Origin of the sequence: Microcoleus sp. T3_A4, assembly GCF_036700465.1 — a bacterium.
Classification (GTDB): domain Bacteria; phylum Cyanobacteriota; class Cyanobacteriia; order Cyanobacteriales; family Microcoleaceae; genus Microcoleus.
The window spans coordinates 29,889-52,663 of record NZ_JAUBOY010000046.1; the positions used below are offsets into that span (position 1 = coordinate 29,889).

21 protein-coding genes are annotated in these 22,775 nt (G+C 46.1%); 9 read left to right on the top strand and 12 right to left on the bottom strand.

From position 1 onward, the window contains the following. Window positions 1-3: 3 nt before the first annotated feature. Both QUA07_RS23180 and QUA07_RS23185 read right to left on the bottom strand, forming a co-directional pair. On the bottom strand, window positions 4-1,863 hold the full coding sequence (locus tag QUA07_RS23180; RefSeq protein WP_333253491.1) for an AAA family ATPase: 1,860 nt from the start codon (window positions 1,861-1,863) through the stop codon (window positions 4-6). A gap of 48 nt (window positions 1,864-1,911) precedes the next feature. Continuing rightward, window positions 1,912-2,640, bottom strand: a complete 729-nt coding sequence (locus QUA07_RS23185) for a hypothetical protein (RefSeq protein WP_333253493.1) — start codon at window positions 2,638-2,640, stop codon at window positions 1,912-1,914. Between the two features lie 379 nt (window positions 2,641-3,019). On the opposite strand from QUA07_RS23185, the gene QUA07_RS23190 reads away from it, so the two are divergent. Next, a complete protein-coding gene (locus tag QUA07_RS23190; RefSeq protein WP_333329744.1) occupies window positions 3,020-3,532 on the top strand; it encodes a rhodanese-like domain-containing protein in 513 nt (170 codons plus the stop codon). A gap of 508 nt (window positions 3,533-4,040) precedes the next feature. On the opposite strand, the gene QUA07_RS23195 is transcribed toward QUA07_RS23190, so the two are convergent. The 6 genes from QUA07_RS23195 to QUA07_RS23220 all read right to left on the bottom strand — a co-directional run bounded on the left by QUA07_RS23195 (window position 4,041) and on the right by QUA07_RS23220 (window position 10,017). After that, window positions 4,041-4,466: an NUDIX domain-containing protein gene (locus tag QUA07_RS23195; protein WP_333329747.1), complete on the bottom strand. Its 426-nt coding sequence runs from the start codon at window positions 4,464-4,466 to the stop codon at window positions 4,041-4,043. A 74-nt stretch (window positions 4,467-4,540) separates the two neighbouring features. After that, the gene (locus QUA07_RS23200; RefSeq protein WP_333329749.1) at window positions 4,541-5,287 is read right to left on the bottom strand and encodes a peptidase; all 747 of its coding nucleotides are present in this window, start codon (window positions 5,285-5,287) and stop codon (window positions 4,541-4,543) included. Window positions 5,288-5,378: 91 nt separating this feature from the next. Then, window positions 5,379-5,618 (bottom strand): preprotein translocase subunit SecG, encoded by a 240-nt coding sequence (gene secG, locus QUA07_RS23205; protein WP_333057626.1) that lies wholly within the window; start codon window positions 5,616-5,618, stop codon window positions 5,379-5,381. A 337-nt stretch (window positions 5,619-5,955) separates the two neighbouring features. After that, window positions 5,956-7,554 carry a 2,3-bisphosphoglycerate-independent phosphoglycerate mutase gene (gene gpmI / locus QUA07_RS23210; RefSeq protein ID WP_333329752.1) on the bottom strand — a complete coding sequence of 533 codons (1,599 nt, stop codon included), beginning with the start codon at window positions 7,552-7,554 and terminating at the stop codon, window positions 5,956-5,958. A gap of 429 nt (window positions 7,555-7,983) precedes the next feature. Then, window positions 7,984-8,655, bottom strand: coding sequence for a retropepsin-like aspartic protease (locus tag QUA07_RS23215; RefSeq protein WP_333329755.1), 672 nt, complete (start codon window positions 8,653-8,655; stop codon window positions 7,984-7,986). Between the two features lie 171 nt (window positions 8,656-8,826). Then, window positions 8,827-10,017: a transposase gene (locus tag QUA07_RS23220; protein ID WP_333329758.1), complete on the bottom strand. Its 1,191-nt coding sequence runs from the start codon at window positions 10,015-10,017 to the stop codon at window positions 8,827-8,829. Between the two features lie 367 nt (window positions 10,018-10,384). Here QUA07_RS23220 and QUA07_RS23225 point away from each other — a divergent pair, with 367 nt between their 5' ends. From QUA07_RS23225 to QUA07_RS23240, 4 genes are all read left to right on the top strand, one after another. Continuing rightward, complete coding sequence (locus QUA07_RS23225; RefSeq protein WP_333329761.1) at window positions 10,385-11,797, top strand: hypothetical protein; 1,413 nt, start codon at window positions 10,385-10,387, stop codon at window positions 11,795-11,797. A gap of 183 nt (window positions 11,798-11,980) precedes the next feature. Then, window positions 11,981-12,733: an MORN motif-containing protein gene (locus QUA07_RS23230; protein WP_333329763.1), complete on the top strand. Its 753-nt coding sequence runs from the start codon at window positions 11,981-11,983 to the stop codon at window positions 12,731-12,733. A gap of 105 nt (window positions 12,734-12,838) precedes the next feature. Continuing rightward, window positions 12,839-13,552 carry an MORN motif-containing protein gene (locus QUA07_RS23235; RefSeq protein WP_333329766.1) on the top strand — a complete coding sequence of 238 codons (714 nt, stop codon included), beginning with the start codon at window positions 12,839-12,841 and terminating at the stop codon, window positions 13,550-13,552. 177 nt (window positions 13,553-13,729) lie between these two features. Further along, entirely contained in the window at window positions 13,730-14,350 is a 621-nt protein-coding gene (locus QUA07_RS23240) for a DUF6391 domain-containing protein (RefSeq protein ID WP_333329768.1), read from the top strand. A 213-nt stretch (window positions 14,351-14,563) separates the two neighbouring features. Here the strand turns inward: QUA07_RS23240 and QUA07_RS23245 are convergent, their stop codons facing one another. Then, window positions 14,564-15,346, bottom strand: coding sequence for a Uma2 family endonuclease (locus QUA07_RS23245; RefSeq protein ID WP_333329771.1), 783 nt, complete (start codon window positions 15,344-15,346; stop codon window positions 14,564-14,566). A gap of 194 nt (window positions 15,347-15,540) precedes the next feature. Between QUA07_RS23245 and cax the strand changes: the two genes are divergently transcribed. Further along, window positions 15,541-16,641, top strand: a complete 1,101-nt coding sequence (gene cax / locus QUA07_RS23250) for a calcium/proton exchanger (RefSeq protein WP_333083821.1) — start codon at window positions 15,541-15,543, stop codon at window positions 16,639-16,641. Between the two features lie 253 nt (window positions 16,642-16,894). Here the strand turns inward: cax and QUA07_RS23255 are convergent, their stop codons facing one another. Together QUA07_RS23255 and QUA07_RS23260 are read right to left on the bottom strand one after the other, a co-directional pair. After that, window positions 16,895-17,539, bottom strand: a complete 645-nt coding sequence (locus QUA07_RS23255; protein WP_333329774.1) for a hypothetical protein — start codon at window positions 17,537-17,539, stop codon at window positions 16,895-16,897. Between the two features lie 202 nt (window positions 17,540-17,741). Next, window positions 17,742-19,406 (bottom strand): DUF655 domain-containing protein, encoded by a 1,665-nt coding sequence (locus QUA07_RS23260; RefSeq protein ID WP_333329776.1) that lies wholly within the window; start codon window positions 19,404-19,406, stop codon window positions 17,742-17,744. 191 nt (window positions 19,407-19,597) lie between these two features. Between QUA07_RS23260 and QUA07_RS23265 the strand changes: the two genes are divergently transcribed. The 3 genes from QUA07_RS23265 (at window position 19,598) to QUA07_RS23275 (ending at window position 22,197) form a co-directional block, all read left to right on the top strand. Continuing rightward, window positions 19,598-19,999, top strand: coding sequence for a DUF7682 family zinc-binding protein (locus QUA07_RS23265; RefSeq protein ID WP_333329779.1), 402 nt, complete (start codon window positions 19,598-19,600; stop codon window positions 19,997-19,999). Window positions 20,000-20,105: 106 nt separating this feature from the next. Next, window positions 20,106-21,296: a cysteine desulfurase family protein gene (locus QUA07_RS23270; protein WP_333329782.1), complete on the top strand. Its 1,191-nt coding sequence runs from the start codon at window positions 20,106-20,108 to the stop codon at window positions 21,294-21,296. A gap of 244 nt (window positions 21,297-21,540) precedes the next feature. Then, the gene (locus tag QUA07_RS23275; protein WP_333329785.1) at window positions 21,541-22,197 is read left to right on the top strand and encodes a hypothetical protein; all 657 of its coding nucleotides are present in this window, start codon (window positions 21,541-21,543) and stop codon (window positions 22,195-22,197) included. Window positions 22,198-22,369: 172 nt separating this feature from the next. Here the strand turns inward: QUA07_RS23275 and QUA07_RS23280 are convergent, their stop codons facing one another. After that, entirely contained in the window at window positions 22,370-22,693 is a 324-nt protein-coding gene (locus QUA07_RS23280) for a hypothetical protein (protein ID WP_333329788.1), read from the bottom strand. Window positions 22,694-22,775: the final 82 nt, after the last annotated feature.

Below are 22,775 nucleotides of genomic sequence, written 5' to 3' on the forward strand. Positions count from 1 at the left end.
TATTCATTCCTTACTCAAATTACTAGGAACCTGACCAGACGGATTGCTCAAAATTTCACGGATGATATAATTATCAACTACTAGCTTCTTTGTGGCAATAAAATCAAAAATTTCTGCCTCCGTAAAATCATAATTTTCACGACTGCAATAAACTGATCGGATAGCTAGAAGGGTCTTGACGTTATCCTTTGTCAACTTTACCCATTCCCCACCTAACTGAGGAGACAGAAGATCGCTTAAATATCCTTGGGCTTTCGTCGCACCAGAATTAATCTCTTTAGAACGAACTAAGCAGCCACGAGTGATTTTAAACTTTTTATAGTCGATTAGACGCTTCAATCCAGCTTGTACACCCATCCCGCTCGGTATTTGAAGAACCATTACTCCAATTTTGACGGTGTTTCCATTTTCTTCACCTATGATTTTGAAGTCCATGCTGTAGCTTTTTTCGGACGGACTGCACTTAATCTTTTCAAGACTATTGATTTTAACATTTTCTAAAGTCTGTCCAATTATGGTGGAGAAACTCAGCCAAAGAGCATCAGCTAATGTGATTTTCTCGTCCAGCAAGGTTGTGAGGGAATTTTCAACAGATATAACGGCCTTATTATATTCAATTTCAACAAGGTCTTCTGATGGTTTTGGATCGACAGCACCAAGAATCTTAAAGTTTTCCGAACACCATATCAACACTCTTCTGGCAGAGCTATCAGAATTTCTGCCCAAGTCTCGCAGTTGGTTTTCTTCAAAAGGATATATTGGGCTATGGGGGATTAAATTGCTTGACTGATAAAACTCTTGCATCCATAGTGAAACTAGCTGAATAATAGAGTCACCATCCATAAATGTTAATCGGATTGGCTCTCCTCTTTTAGAAACTCGATCTACCACTCCACCAGGCATAAGCTTGATCTTCTGTGTCCATGTATCAGGCATCATTACGGTTAGAATTACAAAACCTTTACTTTGTTCAGACAGTTTAATGTCATCTACCAAAGGCTTAATTAAACCAGCTATCGCTAGTGGTCTTGTTAAGCCAGTTTCGGGATCAACTCCGTTATCCAAATCGAGTTCATCAAAACAAATAACTAAAGGCTTATATTCGCTAACCAAACTCAAAATTTGTGAAATCGTCTTAAAGGCTTCAGCATTTTGATATTTCTCTTCTGTGCTAGGATTTGGTAATCCCATAGCCTTAGCTCTCACTTCAGCTAAGTTCTTTCCAGATAACCACTTAACTGCAAAATCTGAATAGTCTTCCGAGAGTGTCAAAAAAATGGCACGAATAATGTCAGGGTCACTGCGTCTTATTCGCCTGTATTTAGTTACTAACTCATCTACCCAGTTATTATTTTCGGCTTGACTATATTTTTCGACTACATCTTTAGCTGCAATAGTCTCTGCATTGGAATTTACATTTTTCTCCACTTGGTTAACCATAGCTGCGGCTAGTTCCTGCCACTGTGTTACCCCTTGACTACCGTTATGATTGAGACTATCTGCTAAAGTTTGTAGAAAGTAATAATTAACAAAGTTTATGTCGTATGTCTCCACACCAGCATAAATAAATAAGGCACTGCCATCAGCTTTAAGACGATGATGAATACGACTAATAACATGGCTCTTACCAACTCCTTTACTAGCTGTTATGACCATTGAAGTTACTTTTTCACGGGCTGTTCTAGCATGATGAACTCGGTTGATTGCCTGATAAACTGCATCCGAAGCATGAGCATTCAGCGTCGTAACATCAGGGAATCCCTGCTCCCAAACGTCTTGTTCTCTGACAACGGCAGCACCACTTGGGAATGGGTTATAACTTTGGATAGCTGCATTGAGTTCTTCAATCGGAGAAATAGTCATAGTGATTTGTGTGAGGTAAAAAGCTGAACCAGAATGAAGCTTAATCGTTTAAGCTTGAGAAATTAAGCGCGTTGCGTAGTAGCGTAATTCACCCAATGAAGTCTTAATGGAGTCTTCAGCTTTATCAGGCGTAATATCTGTCATTTCACCCCCCTGAAGCAGAAAAAAGCCCTTAGCCTGCATTTCCAACAGCCACTCATTGAACTGAGAACGGCTGACTCTTTCCCCGATCGCCCGACGCATCCGATAAATCGGCACTAAATCATCTAAGTTATAATCCCGGTTCAAGCTGTCATACACATCGATCGCCACAGCCTTAAAATCTTCATAGGATGCGATCGCCCCTACATCCCCCTTCCCCTTTTCAACCGCAACACTTGCCGCACTATCCTGATGCCGAATCCACTTCAACAAAGAATTTCCCAGCCGAGTACCAATTTGAGAACCATCAAACTCAAACAAAGAATCCCGACTTTTGAGCCCCTGCGCTAAAACTTCTTTCCCCTTCGCCGTCAATTCCACCAGCGTCACCCGATTTACCAGCGAATACTCGATCGCCCCAGTCGCCTGCAACTCGCCGAGCACTTCCACATATCTCTGACTCGTCTCATTAGTCCGCACAATCCGCTTAGTCAAATCCCCCTTTTTCACCTTCATCTTCCCGCCGCTCAAATCCCACAAATTCAGCAGTACCCGAACTTTCGCCTTCGCATCCCACACCGCTTGCTCTTCCGGTGTCAAAGTTATAGGCACCGCAATTTCACTTTTCTCAGACATATCCATACCTTTAAATACTTGTTTTTACTTTTAAATTTTACCAGAAACCTTGCTGGCAAACATTTAAACTTTTCCGCAAAAATCCGCGCGAGGCTACGCACAACTTATGCAAAGTTAATTTAAAAATAATAGGCATTGACTAAAATGTGATTGTTTGATAAAATAGCGAATCAAACGAGCGATCGCAGTTCAAAATCTCTGCACCAAATGCGATCGAAACAATTTTAAGCACAGCTCGCTAGGCTCTAGCAACCTCAACAAATGTAGCGATCCCAACCGCAGCTAATAACCCGGAAACCAGCCTAACTGCGACTTTAGTTCAATGCTCGATTCTGCCTTTAGAAAGACGAATTCAAGTTAAGCATCTTGTTACATTGCAATGGCAATCAAAACATTCAACAACACTTTACCCATGAAAACTATTCCCGACCAAATTTCCAACATCAAAGAAAAACTTCCCGACTTTACTCCCACCCCTCCCGGTTTAAAAGCTCAAGCATCTAGCCACGACCTCAAAGCCCGTTTAGATTGGGGCGAACCCGGACTCACAATCATCGACGCCCGTGACTTTGAAAGCTTCACCAAAAGCCACATTACCGGCGCCGTACCGATGCCAATAGACGAATTAGTCGATCGCGCACAATCGAGTTTAGAACCCATCCGCGACATCTACATCTACGGCGAAAACGACGAACAAACCGTCGAAGCTGCCAATCTTCTCCGCGCAGCAGGCTTTAGAAAAGTAGCCGAACTACAAGGCGGAATTCCTGCTTGGAAAGCCATCGACGGCCCCATCGACGGTGCAGTCGAACATGACAATCCCGGCCCCGACGCCTACAACGTTTTCTCTCGCTTGCAACACCACGCCGAAGCTCAGAAAATCAACAAATAATATCAATTCCGGTTGCACCTGAATGATAGTTGACTGTTGACTGTTGACGGTTGACTGTCAGTAGAAAAACTGAATAATTTTTGAGTGTTGACTGTTAACTCGATTTTATTATTCTGATGCAACCGGAAACGATATAATCTCAGATTTGTGGGAGGATTCGCCCACCAAATCTGACACTTAATAAACCCGGTATCGCAAAAGTTACCGGGTTTATTAGACCTCTTGAAAAATCCTTTTCCTCAATTAATGGGACGGGCAAGATGCCCATCCCACAAGAAAAAATAACTCTTGTGGGATGGGCATCTTGCCCGTCCCAATTATTTTTGCAAGAGGTTTATCGATATGAACTTATACTAAATCCTGCCTCAATTTTCTTAGCAAACAGTATCTGTAGGCTGCGTCGCCCTCAAAAACCTTAAATAATATCCACAATCTTTGAGCGACGCACCTTACACAATATTTCAGCAAACAAACCCACACTCATCATTGTTGCAAGACGAGGCGAGAATTAGTATAACTTCCTGCCATCCAAATATGCCTTAACTTCCCCAAACATTAAGCGGTTTGCATCAAAAGTAATCCGTTTAACAGCTTCCTCAAAAGAAAGCCAAGCAGAATTTTGAACTTCCTCCTCTTGCAAAACCACTTCCATCGACTTGACAAAACCTAAAAAATAAGTAACAGTTTTTTCAATCGGCTCCCCATCCTTAACAAAAGAATAGTGTTCCGTAAAACTCGGCTCATCCAGCATTTCAAAATCCGATATACCAGTTTCCTCCAGAAATTCCCGCTTTGCCGTTTCCGCAGGAGATTCCCCCGGATTAGCGTGACCTTTCGGAAACGCCCAATGTCCCGCTTGATGTTGAATCAACAAAAACAAAGCATCAGCTTCCTTTCCCAAAATCGGCACAATCCCAAAACATTCATCTTTCATTTTTCTGATATTTCCTATTAACTATTATGTTTTTTAAGTCCGCGTAAGCGAACTTTATTTGGGTAGATGCAATTTCAATCGCCGAGTCTCTGAAATTCCCACCCTAGCCGAGTCTGCTGTTCATAAACCCGCTTCAAAGTATTAACATCCCTGGCTGAAATAGGCGGAGGATTTCTCACCTGAGAAAAATAAAGCACATCAGTTTCCATTAAACTGTGGCCCCAAATTCCCAAAGCGTGACCCAACTCGTGCCGCGCCGTCGCCGGAATATACTTACCCACTTGAGTCGGATTTAGATAAACCGAAAACCGATGAGATAACACAGTTTTATCGCCATCCCGACGGGGATATAATTCATAGGTAGCCTCTCCAGAGCGCGATCGCAAAACCCCTTGACGCAAAGGCGGAGCCCGACGTAAAATCCTAATATCAGCCATCTCCGAACTATCCACCACTTCCAAAGGCAAATAAACCCCCCATTCCCGCACCACATCCAACACAGCCGCCACCCATTCTTCAGACTTATTAGCATCAACTGGACGCTCAACATAAACCTGAATCGGAAACTTAGACCACAACAAATGACCGAAATTCGGTGGCTTAACCTGGTCAAAATAATCCCCGCTATCCGTGGAATCTTGCCAATTCGCTAGCGTTGGTGGCAAAGGGTGAACCTGTGGATTCGGCAAACTATTCGGGAGAGAAGAAAGACTTGCAGCCGGAGTATTAACCTGAGTAAAAATTATCAGGCTAAAACAACATACAGCCAATCCCAAGCCAGCCAGCAATCGAGATTTTACCGTAACTTTCCACAACCGCATTTTTGCAACCGAAAATAGACGAAAATAAACGCAGATGAACTTGATATTATCTGCGTCTATCTGCGTTCATCTGCGGTTAAAAATCCAAATCTTATAACTTAGGCGCCAACCAACCAGCACTCAAAATCACAGTCAAACCCATAAAAACAATAGACAGACCCCAAGTAATCCGGTTCAGACTTGTTTCTGCACTCTTGGCGCTGGTAAACAATTGAGCTTGTCCGCCAATCCCGCCAATACCATCGCCTTTAGGACTGTGCAGCAACACAAAAATCACAAGTCCTAAAGCAGACAAAGACCAGATAACTTGTAACACAGCAACAATATTCATAATCGGGGGGAATTGGTAATTAGTAATCGGTAATTTATTATGATATCAAATTTGGTCGATCGCCCGCAAACTCGCTTAGGGGCACGGCAGTACCCATTGTTGTCAAATTAAGCTGTTAGTCCGCCAGTCCGCCAGGGAATGAATTCCCTGTCTAATAGCTAAAGTCCTCGCTATGAGGACTCATGAGTTTAAAAATTTTTCTTCTCAGTCCTCTTGAGAGGACTTTCGCTATGAGGCAGGGGTTTCAACCCCTGTCGGACTATGGGTTATACCTTAAATAGACAACAATGGACACGAGGCCGTGTCCCCACCTTTAGCGAGATTTCGCCCAGCCCTACTACAATCGGACTCGCACCGGAGTGCGATTGGCACGAACTTCAAACTCAGGCGATCGAATCATAGAGCGTCCCGTCATCTCCGGGGGCTGAGGCAACCTCAACAGCTCCAGAATCGTCGGCGCAATATCCGCCAAACAACCGTCCGCCCTCAGAGGAACATCCGTTCCGTGACCCGGAATCTTCCGACCTTCACCCTCTACCAGAATAAACGGCACGGGGTTAGTAGTGTGAGCCGTCCAGGGATTCCCGTCCTCGTCAAACATCTGCTCAGCATTTCCGTGGTCAGCAATAATAATTGCCGTTCCCCCAGCTTTACTAATGGCGCTCACCAGCCGCCCCAAACATTTATCCACAGTTTCGATCGCAACTATCGTCGCATCCATCATCCCCGTATGACCAACCATATCCGGGTTAGCGTAGTTAATCACCATAAACGAATAGATGCCTCTTTCCAAAGCCGTCACCACCCCATCCGTCACCAAGTCCGCCGACATCTGGGGCGCCTCATCGTAAGTCCCCACCATCGGGCTCTGCACCAACTCCCGGTGTTCCCCGATAAAAGGCTCTTCCAGACCCCCATTAAAAAAATAAGTCACATGAGCGTACTTTTCAGTTTCCGCCGTCCGCAACTGCTGCAAACCGTGCTTAGAAATCACCTCGCCCAGAATATTGTTCAAATTCTGCGGTTCAAAAGCCACCATTACCGACAGTTTCGGGTCGTACTGAGTAAAAGTCGCAAACGCCAGCGGCTCAATTAACTGCCGTTCAAACCCCTTAAAATCGGGAGATACAAAAGCCTGAGTCAATTCTCTAGCCCTGTCCGGGCGAAAATTAAAGAAAATTACCCCATCCCCGGATGCCACCGCCCCGCGCGAAATCCGAGTCGGAACTGCAAACTCGTCGGTCACTCCTTCAGCATAGAAGGCCTGCAAGACATCAACAGCCGATCGACCGTCAGGAGCACCCTCAGTCGTCATCACCTCGTAAGCGCGCTGCACCCGATCCCAGCGCTTGTCCCTGTCCATCGCGTAGTAGCGGCCGCTGATGGTCGCAATCCGACCGACCCCGACCTCTGCGATATAACTTTCAATCTTGCCTAAAGCTTCGACACCCTCTTTCGGAGTAGTATCACGACCGTCTGTAATCGCGTGAATGCAGACATCAGAAATACCCTGTGCCTTTGCTAATTGCAGCAAACCCTTAATATGACTGAGATGGGAATGAACCCCACCTTCAGAACAAAGACCAGTCAGGTGCAACTTGCCGCCCGTGGCGCGGACTTTCTCGCAAAGCTCAACCAGCGCCCGGTTGTCGAGCAAAGAACCATCTTCCACGGCATCCGAGATCCGCACCAACTCTTGAGGAACGACGCGGCCTGCGCCCAGATTCAAGTGACCAACCTCTGAGTTACCCATTTGCCCGTCAGGCAGCCCTACCGCCCGACCCGATGTTTTAATCAGAGTTCTGGGATAAGCAGCCCAGAGACTGTCCATCACGGGTGTTTTCGCAGCGGCGATCGCATTTCCGTCTTTTTCTTCACGATAACCCCAGCCGTCTAGAATAATCAGCACTACAGGAGATACAGACGCTTGTGCCATGTGAATACCTTATTTACAATAATTAATTTCTCGATCGTCATGATTGCCGATTTTGCGGAACATCTGCCGCTAATCAGTTTACATATTTTCTAAGCTCCGGCTGAACAATGCCAACCAAAATTCCCTCAGCCACAGCATTTTGGGAACTTATTTCGACCGGCTTGGCGAATTGTTTAATTGATTGCCTTGGCTTGTACTGTGAATCGTTGTCGCAGACTGTTACCGATCTCACCAACAGCAGCCGTGCTTTTGTGGCCGGATTTCACGGATAGTTTAACCGTCGGTGGCTGTTGAAACACTAGAAACCTTACCACACTTGGTTGCATTTTGCTACTGCTTCAAAAAATAAATTTAAAAGCCTTGACCGGGCTGCGAATAACTTTATAGGACACGAGTTGAGCAAAAATCGGTTTCCGACTCCGCTCACTTTCAGCGAACATAAAATTCTACAACATCTTTTTTAATTTTGACATCGTAATTGCCAAAGAAATCGTGACCGAGCAGACCTATTGGCATTTGTTTGGCGATCGCCACTTCGACATTTTGGATCACAGCACCCCCAACCCGGATCGATCGCACTAGACCGATCGGGAACTCGACAACGCTACCGTCAGCGATCCCCGCTCTGATGGTACGCACCGGCCTCACTCCCAGTGCAGTAGCCATCCGCTGAGAAATCAAAGTGCCGCTGGCCCCGGTATCGAGAATCATCTCAAAAGTCTTGTTGCCGTTAAATACCACATCAATCACCGGCGTCCCGCCAGCGCGACGCTTGATTTTAGCTTGAAATACCTGTGGATTCCCCGGTGGCTTCGCCGGTTGAATTGCTCGCGGTTTGGCACCAGGATTGGATGGGTTCCAAAACTGAGAGTACAATGGGCCAGTTGTCAATCCCGATCCCGTTATAGTCCGATTCCCTTCGGGATAGCTCCGCCGCGCGTGCTGCTGGGAACTTACATCGGAAACCAATGTCATCACCTGAGTTTCTGGCTGATGTGAATCAGAATGCACCTCGCCACCCCCCACCGATCCCAGACCAACCAAAACGCTCGCACAAACCAAGCTCGATCGCCAAATCCGCTTGAGAATGACTTTTGCCATGATCTAAATACCTTGATTGATTCAATATTTCCCACAACGACCGCCATTGATATCCTAACTTGCTCCCGAAAACCGATCGCCCGATCCCCAGATCAGAATCATCAGGAAATTTGGCAATTTTCAAGCGATCGCTTGACACTCCCCAGCCTGAAGGCGTGGGGATTCTTTGATCTACGAGCCAGTTTGCTGAGGCAGGATTTCTCCAGCAACAGTAGAGACTAATTCTCCCAAAGAGTTGCTTGGTTCAAGACCAAAGGTTCCGGTATGCCCTACCGTACCTAATCCTCGACTAAGGATATTTCTAGCTGCGTTTTCGTCCCGATCCAAGACACAACCACATTGACAAGCATGAGTTCTTGTAGATAGCGTTTTTTTCACGATTTGACCGCAGCTAGAGCATTCTTGACTGGTGTATTGGGGGTTCACCGCAACCGTGATTTTCTCAAACACTTTCCCAAAGTATTCAAGCCAAACACGAAATTGATACCAAGATGCGTCATTAATGGACTTAGCCAGACAATGATTCTTCACCATGTTTTTGATTCTCAAATCTTCGTAGACGACTACATCGTTTGATGAGATTACGCACCTTGCTAATTTCACAGCATGGTCTTTACGTTGTCTACTTATTTTGAGATGGCGCTTACCTAGAATCTGCCGAGCTTTGCCCCTGTTTATTGAACCTTTCACTTTCCTGGATACGCGACGCCTATAGCGTTTGAGGACTTTCTCACCTTTTCTTAAAAACCTCGGATTTTCAACCGTAGTTCCGTTTGAATCGGTGTAATATTCCTTCAATCCCACGTCTAATCCGATCGTAGTACCAGATGGTTCTGTGTTTTCTTTTCTATTCACATCCACACAGAATTGAACGTACACGCCATCAGCACGTTTGACCAATCTCACCCTTTTTATTTGGCTAATTTGGTAAAAATGTAGATCGCGTGTGCCTTTTAGTTTTAATCGTCCAATTCCTTTTTTATCGGTAAAGTTGATTGATTTCCGATCGTCAGCAAGTTTCCATCCAGTGGTTTTGTATTCCACCGAACGGCCATCTCTTTGAAATTCTGGATACCCTTTTTTACCAGGAATATTTTTCTTGCAGTTATCGTAAAATCGGGAGATAGAAGACCATGCCCGTTCTGCACTAGCTTGTCTTGCCATTGAGTTGAGTTCGTCGGCAAAGGGAAAATCGCGAGCTAGTACGGCGCAGTATTTATTTAAGTCGTTTTTGCCCACTTTCTTGTTGTCCATCCAATAACGCAAACAGCTATTGCGGACAAACTTAGCGGTACGAACTGCTTCGTCTACTGCTTTGAACTGATTCGATTTTCCGTATGCCTTAAACTCAAAAACTAACATGACTTTACCTCCCATCTTATACTATCGGTTCCAGCATAAAATATTCGGTAAGTTATTAATACGTTACAACCCACATTCGGCACCCTGAACTGCCACACTACGAATTTTCGGAGTTTGGCTAAATTGAACTGGCGATCGCCAGTCCAATTTCCCACTTGTGTGTATAAAAAATGACCATTTGGGTTCACAAAATCCCGCAATAACCGATTGTGAAAGTGGAGGGTGCGGAAAGTGGGTTACAATTAAAGCCGTCCTTTTAGGACGGGGTTTAAAACCCAAATTTTTGATAAACTAATAAACGGCAACAGGCTGTAATTGCAGAGCCTGGTTGGATATCTTGAAATTAAGCATTTGGGGGCGATCGGCAATGCACAAACTTTTATATTTTGCGACTATAGGACTACTAGCTTTCTCGATCGGAGGATGCGGTGGCGACGAGGCCAGCAACACAGCCAGCCCCAGCCCCAGCCCCAGTGCAGCCTCTCCATCTCCGACCGCCTCTGCCAGCCCCACCCCAGCAGCTCAGGCTTTCCCGTCCCCAGTAGTAGCCGCCCAGCCTCCAGGGTTAATTCGATCAACCAACCCAGACGAACGGGCCAGACAGGCTCAAACAAATATCGGCGACAACAAGGACAGGAATCCAACGCTTCCGCTTCAGCCCGTGCCCCAAGGCCCTGTGACAGCCAATCCTTCTCAGTTAGACCCCTTTGGGCCGCTGCCGCCGATCGTATTACAAATCCCTCCAGGAGCCAACGGAGCGGGTGGGACTACCTCAGAACTCCCCAAACTGCCACAGCGACAAGTTGCCGTGCTACCCGAACTTCCCGAGTTATTGGCTCCCCCCCCACTTAACAGGCCTAATCAGACGGTTATCCCCATGTCACGCACGGATCGTCGAGGACGCACTCAGCAACTACGAGATGGATCGGGAAATTTACTTCCCGAAGGTGATGGGGCGCAAATTGACTCGCGTCCCATAGTTCCAGGGCCAACTGCTCCTCGGTTAGGTGGCGGTGGCGGTGGCAGAAATGGTTCCTTACCCGGAGGCAGCACCGGGGGACAAATTGGCTTGCCGCCCATAGTTCCGGGGCTAGATGCTCCTCAGTTAGGTCGTAATCGTACATCCCCCCCTGGACTCGAACCCATTGCAGCGAGACCCATAGGAGTGCCGGATCTGCCGGAACTGCCAGTAGACAAGCGCCCCCCCCAATGGAGAGACCCCAATGCCAGGGTAAGAAGAGGTCCTGGCACCCGTCCCCCTGGAACTACTGGGCCAATAGCAAGTAGACCCCAAGATGCGCGGAATCCGCAGCGTCGCCCTCCAGCACCCCCGCGCCCGCCCCAGCCAATAGCAGCGAGACCCATAGGAGTGCCGGATCTGCCGGAACTGCCAGTAGACAAGCGCCCGCCCCAGTGGGTAGACCCAAATCCCCCGCCTCCTCCCGTCATCCCAGTAGTTCCGCCACCGCCTTCTACTGACCTCGCTACAGGCACTGAAGTCAGTGGCGTGGTAAAAGTCGGGAACGAGACGCAAGTGATTGTCAAAGTACCGAATGAACCAACCAGCCGATATGTCAAAGTCGGGCAGCGGCTGTCTAACGGGCAAGTGTTGGTGAAGCGGGTCGATCTCAAGCAAGGAGCAGATCCGATCGTGATTCTGGAGGAAAACGGCGTTGAGGTAGCCAAAGGTGTGGGCGAAAAACCCGCCAGTCGCCAACCACAACCAGCCAATGCAGTTATTAGCCGTCTCCCAAATCCGAATAGCTCAACGCGACGCTGAAAATTGACAGTAAAGCAGGAAAAATGCTAAAGGCAAAAACTCTAATTTTTGCCTTTTTGCATTTAGGGCAGATCTCAAACCTGAAGGTAAAATTAGTACAGGGATTAAAAAATAGACGACTTTTCAGCGAGTATTAGCTTCTAGAAAATCCCTATTAGTAATTGAAGTTAAAGGAGATTGATCATGCTCGGTTCAATTCAAAAATTAGGGATGGTGATATTAGTTGCTTCTTCTATCGGCAGCGCTACTAATCTCTTCAATCCCCAGCCATCAATGGCTCAAGCAACACCTGATCCAAAACCAGAAGAAGAAAAACGCTCTCCCTTCTGCCAAGGCAGCCTTCCTACGGGAAGAGTGAAATGCAATTACGAGACAGGCGATAACTACGAGGGAAACTTCGTTAACGGCCTCCCCGACGGCAGCGGAGTTTACGTCTACGCTAATGGCGATCGCTACGAAGGACAATTTCGGAGGGGAGTGCCCAATGGTAGAGGGACATTCATTTTTAAAGATGATGGTCGCTACATAGGCGTGTTCCAAGACGGCACGATGAGATCTGGGACGGTGGTTTTCCCCAACGGTGAGCGCTACGTGGGAGACTTCGGAGTCGTCCAGAACCTTCAGACTAAAGTTATTAGCAGCCAACCAGCAGGGCGGGGTCAATTTTTTTATACTAATGGCGATCGCTATGAAGGACAATTCTTTGCAGGTTCCCCCTTTGGCCCAGGGGTATTAGTACGCAAAGACGGCACTCGCTGTTCTGGCAGGTTTTTTAATCAAGAACTTGATGCTACTGTCACCTGCACTTTCCCCAACGGGACGCGCTATGAAGGAGAATTGCGAAAGGGAGTGCCTCACGGTGTCGGGACGATGATCGATGCTAGCGGTAGGCGCTTTCCGGGGGTATTTCGCAATGGCAAGCCCGGAGTTTCGTAAAGGATAAATGATTGAGGTTTTCAGCTAACTTTTGACAACAAATGGGATAAAAGACAAAGGACAGAAGAAGATAATATCTAACAGCGCATAGGAGCAAGTTGATTGATGATTTCCCGTTCTTGGACCAGTGGAATCGCTTTATTAGTTGCATCAGTGTTGGGAATTGGTAGTTACGCGACTTATCCTTTGCCCTCAATGGCGCAAGGAACAGAAGCTAGAACCGGCCGGTGCGTGCCAGCTATCGCTACAGGTAGAGTTAGGTGCGATTATGACAGCGGTGATAGCTACATCGGACAGTTCGTTAACGGTTTGCCCAGTGGCACTGGGGTATACATATATTCCAACGGCGATCGCTATGAGGGGCAGTTCCGTCTGGGCAAACCAAATGGTCGAGGACAATTTATATTTAAGGACGACGCCCGCGTCGAGGGCATATTCCGAGATGGCAAAGTTAGTTCCGGCACAGCTATTTTTACTAATGGCGATCGGTATGTGGGGTCGTTTTCTCTTGATCAAAAAGTAGGCGTGCCCACGGGACAAGGCCAATTCATTTTTGCTAATGGCGATCGCTTTGTGGGTCAATTTTTAGGAGGCAAGCCTTTAGGTACAGGAGCGTTCACCCGCGCTGACGGCAGTCGGTGTTCGGGACAGTTCTATACTCAAGAACTTGATGGCAGGGGTAACTGTTCGTTCTCCAACGGTATCCGCTATGAGGGAGAGTTACGCAAGGGATTGCCTCACGGTAAAGGCACAATTATCGATACCAGAGGCCGGCGAATTCCGGGAGTATTCCGCGACGGCCAGCGGCAAGAGCAATAAACTGGGAATAAGTGCGATCTATTAGTAAGGGCAGGTTGAGGGCTAATAATTTTTGCACAAAACCTGCCATTGCTAGGTTTTAAAGTCAAAACTATTGATAATTTATGACCGGCTTTTTCTCAACCGAATTGCTAATGTTAAATATCCACTTAATGGAGTTAATGGAGGCGTTTTGATATGACAACTACTGCTTCTGCTTCCGGCCGCACCGGCCAGTTTCCCTTCGACTTTGCCCCGCAGCGCACTCAAGATGCTGATTTGTTGCGACAACTCAATTTTGTGCCCGGTTTGAAGGAAGTCTTGACTTTGCGCCAAGTTCATGCTTTGGAACACGCTACTGTTTGGGTACTGGGCCAATCGTTTGGTGCGACCACAGCAAGAACCGATAATGAGTTATTGGGCGGGATGTCCACAGACCAAGGGTTTTATCTTTATGGCCACGTTAACATTGCACAGTTGCGTCAGGCAGTGCGCGAGGCTTTGCAGCGGATTGCCAGCGGAGAGTGGGATTTAGCTGTACATCCCCGCTGTGGCACGAATTTGTCGGTGGCAATGCTGCTAACGGCAGGACTTGCTGTTGGCATCAATTTAGCCCTGCCTCGCGGGCCCATTCTGCAACTTTTAGGTTTGGGTGCAGCGGCGGCGGCGGCGGCTCAGTTAGCCCCTGATGTGGGAGCTCTGGCTCAGCGATACGTCACCACTGCTATTCCGTTTAATTTGAGTGTTGTTGATATTACTGTAAGTCACGACTTCTGGGGACGCGAAGCTCATTTTGTGCGGGTGCGTTGGGTTGAATAGTTGCACAGTATCAAGCCCGATCGATAGATCTAGCTCATCTGCGTTAATCTGTGTTTATCTGCCTGTATCTGCGGTTAAAAAAAGAGAATTTATTAACCGCAGATGACAATAAATTGAAGCTAATGCAAGCAGAGGTCGAGCAGAGATATCTGAATAATTATGATGCAGCGCTGCTTTGATATAACTAATAACAATTAACTCATGAATTCTGGGTCATCCAAGCTCCAAAATGCGATCGGGATCTACTCCTAATTCTAGCAACATCGCCGCCAATCTTTCAGCCCGTTGGCCCTGCTCATCAGCCCGTTGGCGCTCCACCGCAGCTTGCTGCTCAAGTTCCTGGAACCGAGCTTGTTCTGCTTTAATCAACCCTTCAACTAATGGCGGAGACAGTATTTCATTCACTGATAATGTTAGATTGGGAAATACTACAGACACCATTTGTTGCCCCGCCCTAAAATCAGTCTGGGTATAGATGTCTTCACCTTCAGGAAAGGCTAAAACTCGCACCAATTCTTTGTGAGGTGTAGGGTCAACAATGACATATTCAGGTACGTTAGCTAGTTCGTACTCAGCTCGTTTAATCACATAATCGGCGCGCCGATTTTGACTCACTACCTCTATGACTAACAGCGGCTTTTCCTCAAAATCGAGGATACCAGAACTTGGTCTAGCAGCAGCTTGTTCCAAAAGACTTTGAGTGCAAACAACTACATCAGGAATCCGAGAGGTATCTTCTTCTGTTCTTACTCCTAAACCTGTTTTTGCTACTAAATCAAGATTGTATTCAGCTAGGTAACGCTGCAATTTGTAAACTAAATATTCGCAAATTTTGATGTGTAAAACTGTGGCGGTTGGTATCGGAATTAATTTGCCTTTGTACAGTTCATATTGTAGATCGGAAGCAGTTTGATAAAATCGGTATTCTTCAAAGGTCAAGGTGGGTGAAGTATCAATTTGCTTTGATTCAACAACTGGCACTACAGATTGAGACATATCTTTTCACCGATGTCGATATAATTCTATTATATTCAATCTGCCTCGTTCTGGGTGCATTGGCGGTTAAAAATTCCCAATTATCGATCGCACTCGCCACCAGAATTGTCAGAGAATAGTTGAATAGTGTAAAATCCACTTTGCGATCGCCCCGACAACTCGACCTCACCCTTCCGTACACCATCCGAGTTCCTATGTCAATCAAAAAAATTCTTTCTATAGCGCTGTTAATTTTCATCCCCATTTCCATCGCCGCTGAGTATTTGCACTGGGGTTCCCTCGCAGTTTTCATCACATCCGCTTTAGGCATTATACCTCTGGCGATTTGGTTGAGTACAGCAACAGAAGAAGTGGCGATCGTTACAGGCCCCTCCATAGGCGGCTTATTAAATGCAGTCTTCGGCAATGCTACGGAATTAATTATTGCCATAGTTGCCCTGAAAGCCGGCTTAATTGACATTGTGAAAGCCAGCATAACCGGTACAATTATCAGCAACTTGCTCTTAGTCATGGGATTTTCCATGCTGTTAGGAGGAATCCGCTACAAAGAACAGGAATTTAAGCCAATAATCGCGCGGGTGAACGGTTCCACAATGACTCTAGCAGTGATTGCAATCCTGCTGCCGACAATGGTAATTTATACATCCAATGGAGTAGAACCCGCAGCCATTCAGAATCTTTCCTTAATAACTGCGATCGTCCTAATCGCAGTTTACGCTCTAACTCTCCTATTTTCATTAAAAACCCACAGCTATCTTTACGATGTTAGCTTACTAGAACTAGAGTCAGAAAATTCTCAAAATACCAAAGAGGAATCTACTACGCACAAACCGAATTTGTGGCTGTGGATAGGAGTGCTAGTTGCCTCAACTGTTGCCGTTGCTTTTGAATCAGAAATTTTCGTGGGTGTTGTCGAAGAAACTACCAAAGGATTGGGATTGACGCCGCTGTTTACAGGGGTAATTCTGTTGCCGATTGTTGGCGGCGCGGCCGAATATGTAACTGCGGTGGGAGTTGCGATGAAAAACAATATGGATTTGTCAGTTTCTGTCGCCATGGGTTCGAGTTTGCTAGTTGCTTTGCTGGTAGCGCCGGTGTTGGTGATTATCGGATTAATAATTCATCAGCCGATGGATTTAAACTTCAATCCGTTTGAAGTAGTTGCAGTTGCCATTGCCGTGACAATTGCTAATCTAATTAGTCTTGACGGGCGATCGAATTGGCTCGAAGGAGTGTTGCTTTTAGCAACATACATCGTGTTAGGAGCCGCATTTTACTTTCACCCCATTACTTGATTTCTCGTGGAACAGGCATCTTGCCTGTTCCACAAAAACTCAATTTTCTTAACTGGTTCCTAGGCTGTGCCTGGGAACCGATGTAAGCGAGGCTCTGCCTCGTTTGCTTCCATGAAAATTGGAGGCAGAGCCTCCGGATCTGCGTTACCAGGCTCTGCCTGGTAACGAGTAATAACTTATCTTGTTTCTGGTTTGTTATTCCTCTTTGTCTTCTGGCCTTAATTAAATAAAAAATTTTTTGGACAGAAAGTAGTTAGGGACAGCGACATTGTTGAACAGGAAAACACTCTTGTCTGCAACTTCTTTTTCTGCCTTTACGATCGCGACAATCAGAAGTATCCCGACATTCTACCTGATCTTGACAAATTTGCTGACGGGGAAAAGTACCTAAGTTTTGTATAGAAACTTCAGCCGTAAGCGCACCCTGTTCTATAACTTGGTCATTTTCTTTAATTTCATAGAGAAACTTATTTTCTCCCTCTAAAACCGAAAAAGTTCTTGTTTTGTGACTGTTACCCAACTTAAATCCAAAATCCTCGGAGAACTCACCTTTATTGTAACCTCGGTCTGTGTAAGGATAGGGGTTAGTTTCCATGCCATCAGTCACATTTTTAATCATTACCCTTCTGTTAGGGCCGGGAGGAGTCTTGCTGGAGACAAATCGAGCGCTTTGCGAATCAGGGGAGAAGACAGTACCGGCACACGGGCCTACATATTCAGTGCGCTTAAATTGAATTAAATTAATATTAAAAGCGTTTTCGTTTTTGACCCTAAATTGTGCTTCGCTACTCTGCTGGGCGCTAACTGTGAAAGCTGCTAGCGTCAAAAAAATTGCCCCCAGAAAAATAGCTAGAAATTTGATTTGTGGCCTCCCCGTAACAAATCTGGCGTGTTCCATCTCTCTCTACCTCTCAGGTGAATAGATAGCATTTTGTTTAGAAGTTATTTTAACTTGAGAGCTGATGTGTTGTCAAAGTAGATCCAATAGGTTTCTAGTGAGGACTTGAGTCTTTGATCCTGAGTTGCGAAAGGGAAAACTGAACTCCTGAGTGCGTGCGAACTTTGTGGAGTCAGGAATGAAGTCCTGAGTACGAACTTAACTACCAAGTTACTCGATCGCGCCATCTCTCTAAAAGCTTGTCCCCAATGCCCTGAACCCGCGCCACGTCGTCCAAAGAGGTGAAAGGTTGCTGTTGTCGCGCTGCAATAATTCTCTCGGCTAACTTCGGGCCAACCCCAGGCAAAGTTTCTAATTCTTCCTGAGTCGCGGCATTCAAATTAACTAACTTTTTTCCCGCAGCAATTTGAGGTTTAGCACTCGGCAATTTTGATGCTGCTTGTAGTGAATCGCATTCTTTTTTCTTAGCATCAATTCTCTGTTTGATTCGGGCGGGAATTCCCAAAATTGCACCTTTGTAAAGCCGATCGAACTCCCGCTCAAAATGGGCTGCAACTACGGGACTCTCGATCGCCAGCAGCGTCTCGTCATTCCCGTGATTTGCCGCCTCACTCCAGTTGTGGGAACCTGTAAGCACCGTTTTGCCGTCCACAACGCCGAATTTGTGGTGCAGGCGATCGCCCATTGGTAACAGCGGGACTCCCACCGTAGTCAGCGGCTTTCTCCAAGGGCGATTGTTAGTTTCTAACCCGCAATCTTGCATCAAAGTCGCCCCCATCATATCCAACCCTTCACTGTAAGAGCGATAAATAAAATTAGAGTCAATTAAAGCTCGCACCGCAACTCCCCGGCTAGCTTCAATTTCCAAAGTATTTGACAACCGCTGAGCCGAAAATACAAACAATGCCAAATCGACCGACTTTTTCGCACTACCCAAAGTTCGATTTATCAAACTGTTAACGCTTTTTTCCCAAGGCAAAGTCTGGGAAGTCGGCGAAAATTGCACCGCAACTGTCGAATTCCCTACTCTTACTTTTTGCACTTGACGAAACGGCTTTTTGATGCCAAACTTGCTGTCCGGTTTTCCTCCGGGCCCGTCGCCCCACATGATGTTAAATTCTTGAGTAAACAGTTGCGCTAATTGAGCATTTTCTATTTTCAGTAAATTGTTCGCATTGCCGCGACTTGCGGCTGTCTTGAAATCGCCATGTATATCGCTTGTGGTAAAATTAGCAGAAGTGACGATTACGGTTTTGCCATCAATTACCACAAATTTGTGGTGCATCAAACCGCTGCCTTTACTGCCGTCAGCAGTATCGTCAATTACAGGAATTCCCGCATCCTTGACAATTACCAAAGCATCATTTTGCTTGATTTCCTCGGCCGTTAATTTACCGTCTTTATTGCGATCGGCAAGTTGCACAAACTCGGTATAACGATCGCGCTCTCTTTCGGGTAATTTCGCTAACTCCTGCGCTGTAAAATCGCTCCAAGGGCGACTATAGATATGTTCGACAATTAATCTCACTTTAATTCCCGATCGCTGTCGATCGGCCAAAACCCTCGCAATACCGGGCAATCGAAACTCCTGAACTGCTACATCTACCGTCGATCCCGCACTGGCGATCGCCACAGTGATCAAATTTTCTAAATCATCTCCAGGTCTAGTTTGCTGGCGGTAAGGCTCTGTATAACTCGAAGCGATCGACTGATTGAAGTATACTTGCAACAAGGGGTCTTGAGGTAATGGAGCCAGACTGAGAGGTAAATTCTGCACGTCTTGCTTTGTTTGTCCGCAGCCCGCCAGATTGATCGCCACCAGCCCAGCACAACAGAAACCGAGTAAATGATAATAAAATACAGCCACAAAATTTTAATAAATATAGAGGTTATTAGCCTTCTCACAGTTCAAAGCTATTGGATCAAGTAAAGTTACAACCTATTAAATTTATGCAAGGGAACAGATTTTACGTCTTGTAGAACTGCCTCGATGCCGGAAGCATCACTCGTAGGGTAGCAGCATTCAGGGGCGTGGGTCAAACCCTATACCGCTGCTTTATGGCTAAAAGAAAAAGAATTTTTCCGTGCGGTCACAAAGGATATGGTAAAGCGTGCCATCGCTGCACGCAAGAGTTGGTGGCGCAGCAGCATTACGTTGAAGTGCTGACACAAAAACAAACCAAAAAACAAGAGAGGGAAGCATCATTTGCTAGAGATATCATCGATCTCAGAGGTCTGCCCGACCACGTAGTCACTAAAGCCCGGTCAATTATAGCAGCTTTGGGCGAAAATAAGAATTACAGAGATTTCGGCGGCAAACGCCTGCGTCACAACCGTTTAATAATCAGTATTCCTGTAACTCGCAACTACAGAATGCTTTGTGAAGATTGCGGCACTTTCTTAATTCCCCAAAAAGTTTTGTCGCACGAAGACTATAACGTCTGCAAACCAGGAAGTTAGTCATCAGTTATTGGTTATTGGTTATTGGTAGCCACTCACAACAGTCAACAGTCAACAGTTAGCAGTCAACAGTCAACAGTCAACAGTCATTAATTAGTTATTTATCATGCAAATTTACCTCGACTATAGCGCCACAACACCCGCACGCCCAGAAGCGATTCAAGCCATGCAAAAAGCCCTGACTCAGCAGTGGGGTAATCCTTCCAGTTTGCACGAGTGGGGACAAAGGGCGGCGACAGCTTTAGAATTAGCAAGAATGCAGGTTGCTAGCTTGATTAACGCGCTACCGGAATCGATAATTTTTACCAGTGGCGGCACTGAAGCGGACAATTTGGCAATTATGGGAATTGCCCGTCTTTATACAAAGCCGCAGCATATTATTATCTCCAGCGTAGAGCACTCCGCAGTAGCAGAACCGGCGCGACAACTCGAACAGTTGGGATGGGAAGTGACGCGCCTACCAGTGGATAAATTTGGGCGCATTCACCCTTTGGATTTGCAAGAGTCGCTGCGATCGAATACAGTGTTAATTTCAATCATTTACGGACAAAGCGAAGTTGGCACGCTGCAACCAATTGAGGCATTAGGACAAATTGCGCGCGATCGCAATATCATGTTTCATACCGATGCAGTTCAAGTTGCCGGCAAGCTGCAAGTTGACGTGCAGAAACTGCCCGTAGACTTGCTTTCGGTTTCCAGTCACAAACTTTACGGGCCACAAGGTGCAGGGGCGCTTTACGTGCGTCCGGGAGTAGAATTAGTGCCAATGTTAGGCGGTGGTGGCCAAGAATTGAAAATGCGTTCCGGGACACAAGCGCTGCCGACAATCGTCGGTTTTGGGGTGGCGGCGGAGTTAGCATTGCAGGAAATAGATGTGGAAACGCCGAGGTTAATTGCATTGCGCGATCGGCTTTTTGACCGATTATCCCACGTACCCAGTTTAGTACCAACTGGCGATCGATATTGTCGGCTCCCGCACCACGTCAGTTTTTGCATCGTCTCCCCTTCCTCCCGCCCTTATCAACAGAGAGATACACAGCGAATCACAGGCAAAACTTTGGTGCGGCAGCTAAATTTAGCAGGAATTGGCATTAGTTCCGGTTCTGCTTGTAGCAGTGGCAAACTAACTCCCAGTCCGATATTATTAGCAATGGGATATGACGAAATCGGTGCAGTTGGTGGAATTCGATTGACTCTAGGGCGAGAAACCACAGAAGCTGATATTGATTGGACAGTAATTGCGATCGAGCAAATTTTGGATAGATTAATGCCCAAGGTAGCATTATCTAGACGTTAACATTAACTGCTGCAAACCCAGATAACCCTATTTATCCGCGTCCATCCGCGTACATCCGCCAACATCTGCGGTCATTCGATTTTAGATTTTAGATTTTAGATTTTGGGTTGATTCCACGGATAAATCCGGGGGCTTGTACCATCAATAAATTCTTGGTCAAAATCATCAAAAATCAGAAACAAGCCCAAAAACCCACCCCCAATTATGATAAAATAAATCCCGGTGTTATTCACAACTCCCCAAAATGGAAGAAAACCGCGCCCAAGCCTATCTACAATTAATTCACACCCTGTTGAATGCCCCCAGCGGAGACGAAGCGCAAATATTACAGGATCACTCAGAATTACTCGATCGCGGATTTCTGGAAACTTGCGAGTTAGTCGCATCAACCTTAGCAGAACAAGGAGGGGAAAATGGCGCTAAATTCCTCCGACATCTAGCTAGTTACCTAGCGCCGCTCATCGATATGAACGATGACCTAGATAGCAATAAATCGGTCAATGAAAATTTCCAAGAGTATGCAAATTTTTTCCTAGAATTATTGCAAGCAGAACAAGATAGCAACGGGGATATAGCAGTAATTTACCCCCTGCTGGAAGGGCGCCAACACCTCCTTAATGCCAGTTTTGCCGAGACTTTACAGCAAGTGGCGCAGAAGTTAATTGCTGGCGAAAACTCAGAAACAATTAGCTCAATTATCGGGCTTATTGAAAATTTGAGTATTCATATTAGTGACTTTCCCAGTGGCAATAGAGCGAATAATATTGAAATTGCCATTACTGGTTATCAAATAGTTTTAAATAATCGCGAACCCGGTAGTGAAAAATGGACGCGAACCCAAAATAATCTGGCTACTGCCTACAATAACAGAGTCAACGGTTCGCTGGCGGAAAATCTGTAACAGGCGATCGGCTTTTACACGGCGGTATTAGAAGTCCGCACCCGCGATGCTTTTCCGAACAATGGCCAACGACACAAAATAATCTGGCAGTTGCGTATGGTAACAGAATCAGGCGAGAGAAAGCTAAGAATATCCAAATAGCGAGCGCATATTACACTCCTTACAAAATTGTCTAGCATCCCATAATCCCTTTAATCTGCTCTACAAGCTGTGACACCAATCCCAAGGAAATACCAACAGCCCCTAACTGTGCTGCTATTGCAGCGGCTATGGATTCAAGTGTTGCACCAGCCATAATCATCTGTACGATTGTGGTTGCCATAAATATCATTGTAACTGCACTAGCTGGAACCAAAACTACCAGCGCTCCGACCATTCCTATTACTGCGGCAACAATGAGCATAAACTCACTTTGATTAGGGCTGTGGCATAGTGTCGCGAATAAACCTAGTCCTGTCAAGTTATTAAATTGTAACCAAGGTAAAAAAATAGTCATTTTGAATGTCCACCAAACATTATCTATTCAATAGGATAGTATCTAGCCTCCAAGTTTAGCAACCCTACTTAACTAGCACCAG